Origin of the sequence: Iningainema tapete BLCC-T55, assembly GCF_014698965.1 — a bacterium.
In the GTDB taxonomy this organism is placed as follows: Bacteria; Cyanobacteriota; Cyanobacteriia; order Cyanobacteriales; family Nostocaceae; genus Iningainema; species Iningainema tapete.
Window position 1 is genome coordinate 117727 of the sequence record NZ_JACXAE010000009.1, and the last position, 12418, is coordinate 130144.

Below are 12418 nucleotides of genomic sequence, written 5' to 3' on the forward strand. Positions count from 1 at the left end.
ACATTAATCCCTAATTAATTTTAAACACTGAGCCAACTGTTGACTTAATCGAATCGCGTGCATCTTTGAGAGTTTGGGCGATAGGATGCTTTGTTTGTAAAAATACCCGCGCACAGTTACGTCCCGGCATTCCAGAAATAGAACCACCTGGGTGAGTTCCCGCACCAGTTAGAAATAGATTCTCGATGGGGGTTTTGTAATTAGCTATTTCTGGCAAAGGACGGAAAAACACCATTTGATCCAACGTCATATCAATGTGGTAGTAATTCCCCTTATACGCACCCAATCTTTCACCTAGTTCCGCTGGACTTTCTACGCGACGGGCAATAATTGAATTCTTCAGATTCGGCGCGTAAGAAGCTAACTTATCAACCACCTTATCTGCTACTTTATTTTTGAGTTCATCCGTCCACCCTGTACCTTTCAAACCAGTACCTTCAGCACCCGCAATTTGATAAGGGGCGAAAAATTCAATCCAAACAGTATGCTTACCATCTGGTGCCATTGACGGATCTAACATCGTCGGCACTACTACATACATTGATGGATCTGAATCTGGTATTTCACCCAAAGTACATCTACTATGAGCTTGTTCTACATGACTAACAGAATCCGCAATCAACACAGAGCCAATTAGATATTCATCCTTGTGTTCGTGGTGTTCAAAGCGCAGCGGTTCGTTAATCGCCAAGTCAATCTTCAGGATAGTTTCGTTGTTGTTAACGATGCGCCGTTCTAATCTTTCCCGTAAATTTGCATCAGCAGCATCAAGATCCCCAGGATCGATTAATTGCAAAAATACTCGCTTGGCGTCAATGTTAGAGATAACACCTTGTTTAGCACGATATTCTGTACCACCCGCTACTCTGACACCAACAGCACGACCATCATCAATCAAAACTTTCTCAACCTGTTGGTCGGTAAGAATCTTACCACCTTTAGCTGTCACCAAGTTTACCAAAGCTTGCACCAATGCGCCAGTACCACCGCGAGGTCTTGCCATACCAGGTTCATGACGCATTGCCATCATAATTGCACCAATACCAAGAGTCTTTTGGGAGGGAGGCGCACCAAGTTCTGATGCCAGTCTTGCTAAAGGTGCTTTGAGAAATTCTGAGTCAAACCACTCGTTAACAGTATCCTCAGCGCTGGTAAGCATGGAGCGAACAAAATCCAGCGTCTTAGAAGGGGAACCAATCACTGAAAATAAATCTTTAATCTTGGCAATATCGTAGTTACCAAGAATATCTAGAACAGACTTCGGCGGTGCGTTAAACATGGGAATCATCGCACCGATCGCCCGCTGCCAATAGTTTGTAAATTCTGCGTATTTTTTAGCATCGCGTTCACTGTAACGAGCGATTTCAGCACAAGTCTTGGACAACGACTTATGAGCTAAGAAATACTTACCATCTGGATGGGGACAAAATACAACTGGATCGCATTCTAGATATTCCAAGCCGTACTTTTCTAATTCTAACTCTTGAACCACTGGTCCGAGGTGAATAAATTCGTGGTCAATAGCACACAAGTTAAACTTAAATCCAGGGGCTTCTTGTGGTAAACATTCTTCTGTAGTTGCTGCACCACCTGGAACAGAACGCTTCTCCAGTAGCAAAACATCGTAGCCAGCTTTGAGCAAATAAGCTGCACAAACTAGCCCATTATGTCCTGCCCCAATAATTACAATATCATACTCTTGCATAGATGAAACTTGGCGCATGTATCTTATTATATATATAAGATACTTTTACAAAAAATTACATCAACCGCCAGTAATAAAGTTTTAATAAGCGCTTAAGCGCTTACTACAAACTAAAAAGTATTTAGTTTTCTTATAAAGAAGGTATTTCTTTAAGACGGGTATCTACCAAAAGAGTTAAACTTCCTTTTTCTACCTCCATATTTTGGACACGAATAGCCGTACCCTCATACTGAAAATATGGTAGGTTAACTAATTCTTTTACCTTCTCCATTAAAGTAACAACAAATTCTAGTGGAAAACCGTCGCCCTCAATACAGGTAAAACTTTCCAACATAATAGGTTGCTGTCCTTTACGTGGACGAGCGATCGCCGTAAAACCCACGCGACGACTGTTACCCTTCTCAGTTAGCAGCACCTTACCTGCAAATGCCATTTTACCATCACCGGGTAAGCCAATTTGGATCACTTGTGGCTGGAGACTGACAATCTCACCATCTACGTTTAAATCAAATTTTTGGAACTTGCTGCGTACATAATCTGAAGTCAAAGCATGATTAATATCTGCTTCTGTCATGACAACTCTAGCAGAGGCATTGACTGCATGGTTAAGTTCAATTTGCCCAAAAAGAGCGCTTAAAGGATTGACACCAAGACTATCTGTTTTGAGTTTTATTTCCTGTACGCGGATGCCTTCTTTTACCAGCCCTTTTCCTGTAACAGAAACTCCATCCGTCTCTCCTTGCATTACTTTGAACAAATTAGTTTGCACATCTACGTCAATTTTTTCTACTTGATCGAGCTCGTTAGATATCCTTTTCTCAGCTTCTTGGGATAGCAGTTGTTCCTCTAACCGTTGCTCCTCTGGCATGTGATTGTCTCCTAGCTCCTTATTACTGCTAATTTAGATGCCAGATAACTCAGGAGTAATCTGCATTACGACATAGAAAAATTATTTCACGCTCTACGCTCTGGCGCTAAGAAAAAATTTGCGTCTTTGCGTCTTTGTGTGAGATTTTCTCTATCTGTTTAGTAACAATCATCTGTACACCACCACTAGGAATAATAGTAATTCCTCGGCGTACTGGATGTACGGGACGAGGATCTGCAAGTGCTAGTTGAAAACGTGACAATATTGTTGCTACTATTAATTTAAGTTCGTACAGAGAAAATGCTGCGCCAATACAACCGCGATAACCACCGCCAAAGGGTAAATATTCATAAGGTGAAAATTTTTGGTTAAGAAATCTTTCTGGTTGAAATTGTTCTGGTTGTGGGTAAGTTTCGGCACGGCGATGGGCGAGATGAATGCAGGGTACTAAGACTGTTCCCGATGTAAATTTTTTCCCAGTAATTTCTACTGTGTCTTTCACCATTCTTGGTGTGCAAATTAAAGCAATGGGATGAATTCGTAGTGTTTCTTGACAAACAGCAGTTAGGTAAGGTAGTTGAGAGAGCGCTTCAGGATTTTGTGTATCTACTGTATCTAATTCCTGCATTAATCGCTCTTTTACCTGAGGATGAAAGTGAATTAAATAAAATACCCATGCCAAAACAGCGGCTGTAGTTTCATACCCCAAAAGTAGCAGAGAAACTAATTGATCGCGTAACTCTTCATCTGTCATCTGCTGTCCATCTTCGTCACGCGCTGACATTAACAGACTCAAAATATCATTACGAGAATCATCAGACAAACGTCGTTCATAAATCTCAGCATAAATCAGTTTATCAATTTCCTCGCGCCGTCGTTTGTAATTACCCCAAGGACTCCAAGCACCTAAATCTTGTTGCAAAGGAGGAAAGAAAAACAAACTAGAATACCAAGGCTTAGTAATATCATCCAACAAAGAACTCAACAGTTCTCTTAACTTTTGATAACGAGAACCAGGACTAATACCAAACACCACTTGCAAAATAATTTGTAAAGTAATATCCGGCATCACCTCCTGCATAGAAACAGAACTTCCCACCCTCCAACTACTCGTCACATCATTTGTAATCGCACAAATTACCTCACCATAAACCTTCAAACGCTCCCCGTGAAAAGGCGGCATCAACAACTGACGCTGACGATTGTGCGCCCTCCCCTCCTGCAACACAATCGAACTCTCCCCAAACAAAGGCTTAAAAACATGAGTAGCCTTCTTAAAATCCAACTCCTGCGCCGGAATAGCAAAACACTCCGCAATCGCCTCCGCACTACTAAAAAACACCACAGGCGGCGAATTCACTCCCAACACCCGCAAAACAAACAAATCCCCATACCTCGCCGCACACCCCTCCAAAAACCGCGTCGGATTAACAATCAACCTTAGCGTTTGCAACAATGACAACATCATAAAACACTTCTTTGTTTTCTTTTCTTCGCGTCCTTTGCGCCTTCGCGGTTCATACTCTTCACAAACAATTGGTAGAGTGAACAACCCCCACCCTACCATAAATTAAAACCCTCCTCACCCAGCAACAGCCTCAAAACTTCGAGACATCACACCCCGCCTACCCTTCACCACCAACTGAATCGGACGATCCTGCCCCGTCACCAAACCACGGCGTTTAGCTTGCACCTCACCATTATCAACCAACTCCAACTCATAACGAGAAAGAATCTTCGCCAGAGCAACCTTCATTTCAAACAGAGCAAAAGCCAAACCAATACAGCGCCTGACACCACCCCCAAAAGGCAAATACTCATAAGCAGAAAATTGCCGTTCCAGAAAGCGCTCTGGCTTAAACTGCTTAGGTTCTGGGTATAAATCCTCACGCTGGTGCGTGAGATAAATAGATCCGATTACCACTGTACCTGGTTCAAGCTCGTAGCCACAAAGTGATATAGATGTTTTTACCTGCCTGGGAAAGGTGAGCATAGCAACTGGGTAAATGCGCAAAGTTTCACAGCAAACAGCATTAAGATATGGTAATTTAAAAATGGTACTAGGATCTGGATCTTCACCCAAACTGTCAAGTTCTTGCAGTAGTTTTTCCCGCACTGCGGGTAACTTGTGAATCCAGTAAAACGCCCAAGCTAAGGCTGTCGCTGTAGTTTCATGCCCTGCTACCAGCAGAGTGATCAATTCATCGTGCAACTCTTCATCAGTCATTTGTTGACCTGCTTCATCCCTAGCCGCTATGAGTAAACTAAGGATATCTGTGCCAGATGCGTCTGGTAGCTTTCTACGTTCGCGAATTTCTTCGTAAAGAAGTCGATCAACTTGCTGCTGACGGCGCTGCGCTTGTCCCCAAGGACTCATGGGACCAAAATCCTTTTGGAGGACTGGAAAATAAAGCATGGTAACGCCCAACTTAGAACTTCCCTTATCTAAGAGTACAGCTAAAAGTCGTTCCAATTCTTGAGCGCGATCGCCACAGGATAACCCAAACACTGCTTGCATGATTACCCGCAAGGTAATAGCTTGTGTAGCAGAACGGATATTGAAGGGTTTACCTATCTGCCATTGGCTCATGATTTGCTCTGTGACATCGCTAATCACCTGACTATAATTTCGCATCCTTTCGCCGTGAAAAGGAGGCATTAACAACTGGCGTTGACGCTGGTGTTGTAAGCCGCTCAGGGTGATGACAGAATTCTTACCCAGCAAAGATTCAAAAATCAAATTCAATTCTCCAGGCGCTTCCAACTCCTTGGTATCGCCTGTTAAAATCTCCTGCATCCCTTGGGGATTGCTGACAAACACTATATCGGTGCCATTTAACCGTAGGGTGAAAATGTCACCATAACGCGCTCGCCAGTCTTCCATGTATGACATGGGACTGACTATCCACTGCAGCGTCTGTACAACTGATGGAGTTTGTGGACCATTTGGTAGTTTCATAAAATTTTTTTACTAAAAATCTTTAATATTACTGATACTAACGGAAATTTATCACGTTTTAGTCAAGTAAAATTTAATCTATTTATCCTAACGTTGCAAAATGCCAATAAACTGTTACCACCTGAAAGTTGTAAAATTTTTGTTAAATTAAACGAGCATCTCAGGTACTTAGCATGACAGCAACAACTCCAAAGGCAACTTCAGCTTCACCCGATTTTTGCCAAGGAATTCAGTATTTTAGTGAAACATTCCCAAGTTTTGAAACTTATGGAGCAACTCCAGCAATAGAATCGGGTAAAGTAGCGATCGCCAACCCAAAAGAAAAAGCAGCGGTATTCCAAACTTTACTTGCTGCCGATGCCCTACGCTACCTCACACTACAAATTACTGGAAGTAAAGCTTCCGGACACCCAGGGGGGTTTGCTTCTCAAGCAGAAGCCTATGCTGCCCTAGTGATGCTCGGTTACAAGAACATTATTACCGAAGTGGGACACCATGCTCCAGGTTTTTATAGTGCGATGTTCTTGGATCGTTCCCTAGAGGATATGGGAATTTATACAGTACAACAACTGCGCGATCGCTTCCGCGAAAAACACGGTTTACTCGGACACCTCTCCGGCTACATTCCTGGTATTCTCGCACCCGCAGGTCCTCTGGGGCAAGGGCAACACTTTGCTATGGCAGCAGCGCTGTTACATAAAGACAAACTTTTCCCTTTCACAATTGGCGATGGTGGATTAGGTGAACCCTATATCATCAGTTCAATGGGGCACTTCCACACAGCATTTCCCAATGTCACCAACTTCTTACCAGTTTTGGTATGGAATGGTTATAGCCAAGAACACCATAGTATGGTATCACTGAAAACTAATGAACAGATGATCGCATACTGGCAAGGTAACGGTTTTGCCGAAGTTGTGTTAGTGGATGCTAAGGAATTTGACGACAAAAATCAACCGGGAGATTACGTAGATAGTACTGCTTTTTCCTTTGAGCAGCGGCTAGCTTTTACTCAAGCAGTACTAACAGGTGTAGATGCTACAGCGCGATCGGCATTAGGTGGTAAGCTGACTGTATTCATCATCAAACAACTTAAAGGTGCAGGAGTCCATGCACGGGGTGCAAAATCTCACAACCTTTATCCTAAAGATACCCTAGATGCTCCTCATATTGTTAATGCCCTCAGTGAACGTGCTTTACCTGTTGAAGCTTGGCAACTGGTAAGGACAAATTGTGAACGTGCTGGTGGTGGACCTGCGGCGAAGACAGTTGTGACAGAATTTGAGTTACCATTACCAGAGTTAGGCGAATTGCCTTTGGAAGAATATCCAGTAGGTGGAGATCCCAAAGTTTCCACTACAGCGATGGGAAGATTAGTGGCAAAAGTAGGAGAAAGCGATCGCAACTTCCTTGTCACTAACGCTGATGGTAACGAAGCATCTGGTATCGCCAACATCAACCAAGCACTCAAAATTATCCACCCCACCACCGACGACTTATATAACCAAGCACCAGGGGGACAAGTTTACGAACCGTTGAGTGAAGATGCTTGTGCTGGTTTAGCTGTGGGTTTATCGTTAATGGGTGCCAGAACTTTGTGGTGTTCCTACGAATCTTTTGCCATTAACGGTTTACCAATTTGGCAAACAGTGACGCAAGCAATGGCAGAATTAAGGCGTCCTACTCCCTCAACTATTACTTTATTCACAGCAGGCGCATTAGAGCAAGGGCGTAATGGTTGGACTCACCAACGTCCGGAAATTGAAGCTTATTTTGCCTCCATGATGCGCAATGGCAATGTTTTCCCCTTGTTCCCACCTGATGCTAACAGCATTCAAGTTTGTTATGACTGGGCGCTGACTACCAAGAATAAGGGAATTGTCATTACTGCGAGTAAGTCGCCATTGCCAATTCGCACAACTTTTGCACAAACTCGTCAAGGCTTACGTGATGGTGCGGTGGTGTTGCAAGAAGTCGAATCTAATCAAGGGGGAAGTAAGACAGTTGTATTTGCCGTAATTGGCGATATGACTTTAATGCCAGTTTTTGAAGCAGCTAGTTTCTTAGAAACTGAAGGTATTAGCGTCAAGATTATTTCTATTATCAACCCCCGTCGTTTGTATCGTCCTCATGATACTGCATGGGATACCTGCTCGCAACCTGAAGGTGGTTTCTTGGATGATGAGAAATTTGCCGAATTGTTTGCTGGGGATGCTTTAATTGGTGTGACTGGTGGCGCATCGGCGATGCTAGAACCGATTATGCTACGCAGTACCTGCAAGCGAGATACCTTCGCCTGGAAGCGTGGGGAGACAACGGCGAGTGCTGGTGACTTGATGGCTTTTAATGGTTTGACGGCACAGGCGTTGACGCACCGGGCGCTGGAGTTGGTGCATTAGACATAGCCGTGAACAATGTAGAGACGCCCCGCCGGGGCGTCTCTACGATGGTTTTTGGGTAACGCATAATTCTTTTTTAGAGATGCGCTAGTATATAAAACTGATTTTTTTACAGTAGATATCACTATAAAACAATAAAGCGAAAGACCAATGCTTGAGAAAAATCCGTAAAATTTCTCAAGAAATTTTTATATTTATTAATATATAAAAAATATAGTATTTCCTCAAAAATAAATTTAGATAAATTTACAATTAATGTAAAGAGATGAATAAAATTATCCAAAGAATAGTATCTTCTGGTGCTGGTATTACATTGCTTGCTGTCATTCCTTTCTTGTTTAAATCTCATGAAGCTAATGCTCAATCTATACAGTCTGCTGTTGTGATCGATCCACCGTCAAACGTGAGGGTAAAACCAAATGGTAGAATTATTTGTTCTGTAAATTCAGAAACAAATATTGGTATTTATGGTTATAGTAACGGGTGGTATAAAACTGATGCTTGCGGTAGCTCTGGTTACATCCATCAAAGTCAAGTTTTAGTACAACTGTCAGGAGAAGTTTCCGAGGCTTGTAGTGTAGTTGGTATCCAAACAGGACAATTGGCACTCCGCTTTTCACCCAATGGAAAGTCTAGAGCAGGATTAAATAATGGTAATGTAGTCCTTCCAATTACAGAACAAGGTATTTGGTCTTACGTGCGCGTTTTATCTGGAGCAAATAAAAGTATTAATGGGTTAGAAGGCTGGGTAAATTCCAATTATCTATCTTGTCCCTAGTCCTGTCATCAGTAAACTATAATATACTTATAGTTTGACTTATAAATAAGGATAGAACCATGCCTGATACTCAAGAATTGCTGCACTTTAACCTAGATTTGTCACCAGATATCAACAAGACGTTGGAAGAACTGGCGAGTAAGATTGGTGGAAATAAAAGCGATGTTCTGCGTCAGGCGATCGCCTTAATGCAAATCATGGTAATAGCTAAAGAGCAGGGTAAGAAATTTGGAATCGCAGAACCAGATCAACCTTTAGCTACTGAAATAACTATTCCCTAACTTAGTTTTAAAATCCTTTGTTAGTTTTGCTGATTGATATTTACGCCTTTACAATTCTTTTACAAGACAATGCTTCTGAAGGCAAAATTAGATTTGCTATTGCTGCTCTTAGTTCTACAGTCAGCAGTCTTCTTAGCTATTTGGTAGGTAGAGCTAGCAAGTAATTATGGGCTGCGGAGCCTGTTTGTAAGATATCGTTTTAAGAGAAGTAGCATTTCTGCGTATCTTGCCACGTCTGTACGCTATCATGTACTAAGATTTTTTATCAGGATGAAATCATGACTGATGCACAGAACATAGTTCACTTAAGTTTAGATTTGTCTCCCGAACTTAACGAGATATTATAAGAACTAGCCAGGAAGATTGGTGGAAGCAAAAGCGATGTTTTACGTCAGGCAATTACGATGATGCAAATCATGGTGACAGCTAAAGAACAGATTAAAAAATTAGGTATTACTGAAGCAGATCAGCTGATAGCTAATGAAATCATCATGTCATCTGAAGCAGAACAGAAATATCATCAGCTTGAAGCATTTATGGAAAAATTTGGAGATTGGGAAGATGAACGCACTCCTGAAGAAATTGTCAAAGACATTTATGAGAGTCGTACTATTTCTAACACGGAACATCAATTGTGATTTGCTTGATACTGATACTTGTATTTATTGGCTTGGTAATCGATACTTAGTTAGGGATAGGGTTAGGCAAGTAGGATGGGATCAAATTTCTATTTGTGTCATATTGCCTCGTGTACTTTGACGAAGCGGACGCTCTTCGTTAATGCATTGTTAAAGTTATGGTAGGCGTTCGCCTTCTTCATTCTTGCGGCTCTGACCACGGATGCTCATTATAATATACTTAAACTTTAACTGATATATAAGAATGGAACTATGACTTCAAATATGGAAAGTTAAATTATGAAATTCAAAGTAATTTTTACGTTTGATTCTGAATATGAAGGTTACGTTGCTGAAGTTCTTGAACTTCCTGGTTGTGTGAGCCAAGGCAAAACGCTGGATGAGGCGAGTGAAAATATCAAAGATGCTATTAGGGGATATCTTCACGTCCAAGCTAAGCGATTTTAACTATCTTGATATCTTTGCCACTCTTGGTGTAATGCGATTTGAACCTGTTGATATTCAAATTCAATCTGGGAAATTAGCTCTGCTGCTCCTGCCATTACTTCGGTTACTGCCATTGCTTCTAATTCTTTACACAAGGCTGCTAGAGTAGTTGCACCTAGAGTAGCACTGGTAGAGGAAAATGTATGAGCTAATCGTCGCAGGGTTTTGGGGTTGTTTTGACTAAAGGCATCTCGAATATCTTGTAAGAGTTTGGGAGCTTCTTCAAGGTAATCAGTGATGATTTCTAGGAGAAATTCTGTAGAATTAATTTCTGAATTGAACTCAGCTATTCTCAAGATTTCTTGCAAAGCACTCTTGTCAACAGAGGAAGAATTTTGGATTTTGGATTCTCCCTTTCTCCCTTTCTCCCTTTCTCCCTCTCTCCCTTTCTCCCTCTCTCCCCCACTCCCTTTCTCCCCCACTCCCTCTCTCCCTCTCAAAGGCTGACATCTTCTGAGTATCCGCTTTAATTCTTCAATCTGAATTGGTTTAGAGAGGTAGTCATCCATACCTGCGGTGAGAAAAAGTTCGCGATCGCCTGACATGACGCTTGCTGTTAATGCAACTATGCGAGGGCAGATATCTGGTGTCCACTCTTGTTTAATTTGCTTGGTGGCTGTGATTCCATCCATTTGAGGCATATGCACATCCATCAACACCACGTCATAGGGTTGACGACGCAGTGCCAAGAGTGCTTCTAAACCATTAGAAGCAACATCTGCTTGATAGCCTATTTGCTGCAACATCAACTTGACCATTTTTTGATTAATGATATGGTCTTCCACCAACAGTATTCTTAAAGGATGTGCAACAGCCATACTAACATCCTCCGGTAACTCCTCTTGATGCGTTGGGATGGGAGGAGCTAATTTATCACTCACAGGAGCAGTGATTGTAAAGTAGAATGTACTACCCGCCCCAGGCTCACTTTCCACCCAAATTCTACCACCCATCAACTCAGCTAGTTTCTTACAAATGGCAAGCCCTAACCCTGTACCCCCATAGTTTCTAGTAATAGAAGAGTTAACTTGACTGAAAGCTTTAAATAAACGTTGTAGGCGATCGCTGGGAATACCAATACCTGTATCTTTCACTGCAAATTGTATTTCGTAATTTTGATGAGTATCTTCATTTTGGTGTGCAATTGCTGAAACTTCAATGCTACCAGTTTCAGTAAATTTAATTGCATTACTAAGCAAATTCATGAGAATTTGACGCAATCGGGTGATGTCTCCGATAATTACTGAGGGAAGATGAGGATGATCCAAAAACGTAAGTTTTAAACCTTTTTCCCTTGCTTGGTGGGCAACTATATCAAGAGCTTCGCTAATGCAATTGCGCAAATCGAAAGGTTCCGCTTCTAGTTCCAACTTACCTGAGTCAATTTTGGAAAAGTCAAGGATATCGTTAATAATTTTAAGTAAAGCATTTCCACTTGTTTCAATAATTTCGACAAAGTCTCGCTGCTGTTGAGTCAATTCAGTATTTAGCACTAAGCTAGCCATCCCAATCACTGATGAAATTGGTGTTCTAATTTCATGGCTAATCATTGCTAAAAATTCTTGTTTAGCAAGTTCTGCTTGTTTACGTTCAGTTATGTCTCTGAGGATGTAAACATAACCTTGGAAGTTTTCAATCTCTGTTTGAACTATAGAACAGGAAAAGGCAACAGGAACTTTTTTTCCACTTTTTGTTTGACAAACAGTTTCTATCTCTTTAAATAAAGGAGTAGGGTAGATAATGAATTTCGAAATATGTTGATTAATTAGTTCCGCTTCATCGTATTCTAGTAAAGTTTGTGCTGCTTGATTAATTGATTTAATTTTGCCAGACAATGTTGTTACCAACAAAGCATCTGCCATTGAAGTAATAATTTGCTCAATATATTGTTTAGAAGCTGTCAGAGTACGGAGTAAAAGATTTGTTTCATTAACACTTTGCACTAAAGATTTTTCCAGAACCATGCGTTCTGTTGTATTCTCAACAAGAATTATTAAGTTTTCTTGAAGATTTCTAATAATACAGATATCAATATACAAAGGAGAGGAAGTATCTGTTGTGCGCAGGATTCCTTTAATGTTAAAATTATTTTGCTTTCCCTTATGAATCTCATCAATAATGTCTTCATATCCAACTAGTTCAGGAAAACTGAGCCGAACATCTTTCCCTGGCTTTACTTCATCAGGAATATCGGCATGACGATGTACTCCTAAAGAAATCTCCAGAATCTTCAAGTCTTGAGATATAATTAGATATTCAATACTACGAATAGACAACAAGTTCGCCAGTAATGGATTCATATCA

At 41.3% G+C, this 12418-nt stretch carries 10 protein-coding genes; 5 read left to right on the top strand and 5 right to left on the bottom strand.

Translation table 11 applies throughout. The features are described 5' to 3' along the window. Positions 1-10: 10 nt before the first annotated feature. The 4 genes from crtO to ICL16_RS01395 all read right to left on the bottom strand — a co-directional run bounded on the left by crtO (position 11) and on the right by ICL16_RS01395 (position 5532). Complete coding sequence (gene crtO / locus ICL16_RS01380; RefSeq protein WP_190825101.1) at positions 11-1723, bottom strand: beta-carotene ketolase CrtO; 1713 nt, start codon at positions 1721-1723, stop codon at positions 11-13. A gap of 112 nt (positions 1724-1835) precedes the next feature. Beyond that, positions 1836-2573, bottom strand: coding sequence for an LmeA family phospholipid-binding protein (locus ICL16_RS01385; protein ID WP_190825102.1), 738 nt, complete (start codon positions 2571-2573; stop codon positions 1836-1838). 106 nt (positions 2574-2679) lie between these two features. After that, complete coding sequence (locus ICL16_RS01390; RefSeq protein ID WP_190825232.1) at positions 2680-4041, bottom strand: cytochrome P450; 1362 nt, start codon at positions 4039-4041, stop codon at positions 2680-2682. Positions 4042-4155: 114 nt separating this feature from the next. Continuing rightward, positions 4156-5532 (bottom strand): cytochrome P450, encoded by a 1377-nt coding sequence (locus ICL16_RS01395; RefSeq protein WP_190825103.1) that lies wholly within the window; start codon positions 5530-5532, stop codon positions 4156-4158. 173 nt (positions 5533-5705) lie between these two features. Here ICL16_RS01395 and ICL16_RS01400 point away from each other — a divergent pair, with 173 nt between their 5' ends. The 5 genes from ICL16_RS01400 to ICL16_RS01420 all read left to right on the top strand — a co-directional run bounded on the left by ICL16_RS01400 (position 5706) and on the right by ICL16_RS01420 (position 10075). Then, positions 5706-7931 (top strand): phosphoketolase family protein, encoded by a 2226-nt coding sequence (locus ICL16_RS01400; RefSeq protein WP_190825104.1) that lies wholly within the window; start codon positions 5706-5708, stop codon positions 7929-7931. Positions 7932-8196: 265 nt separating this feature from the next. Further along, positions 8197-8709: an SH3 domain-containing protein gene (locus tag ICL16_RS01405; RefSeq protein WP_190825105.1), complete on the top strand. Its 513-nt coding sequence runs from the start codon at positions 8197-8199 to the stop codon at positions 8707-8709. A gap of 59 nt (positions 8710-8768) precedes the next feature. Beyond that, the gene (locus ICL16_RS01410) at positions 8769-8990 is read left to right on the top strand and encodes a ribbon-helix-helix domain-containing protein (RefSeq protein ID WP_190825106.1); all 222 of its coding nucleotides are present in this window, start codon (positions 8769-8771) and stop codon (positions 8988-8990) included. Between the two features lie 404 nt (positions 8991-9394). Beyond that, a complete protein-coding gene (locus tag ICL16_RS01415; protein ID WP_238360535.1) occupies positions 9395-9628 on the top strand; it encodes a hypothetical protein in 234 nt (77 codons plus the stop codon). A 279-nt stretch (positions 9629-9907) separates the two neighbouring features. Then, positions 9908-10075 carry a type II toxin-antitoxin system HicB family antitoxin gene (locus tag ICL16_RS01420; protein ID WP_190825107.1) on the top strand — a complete coding sequence of 56 codons (168 nt, stop codon included), beginning with the start codon at positions 9908-9910 and terminating at the stop codon, positions 10073-10075. On the opposite strand, the gene ICL16_RS01425 is transcribed toward ICL16_RS01420, so the two are convergent. Then, a complete protein-coding gene (locus ICL16_RS01425; RefSeq protein ID WP_190825108.1) occupies positions 10072-12414 on the bottom strand; it encodes an ATP-binding protein in 2343 nt (780 codons plus the stop codon). The two genes, ICL16_RS01420 and ICL16_RS01425, sit on opposite strands and share 4 nt — an antisense overlap. Between the last annotated feature and the right edge of the window lie 4 nt (positions 12415-12418).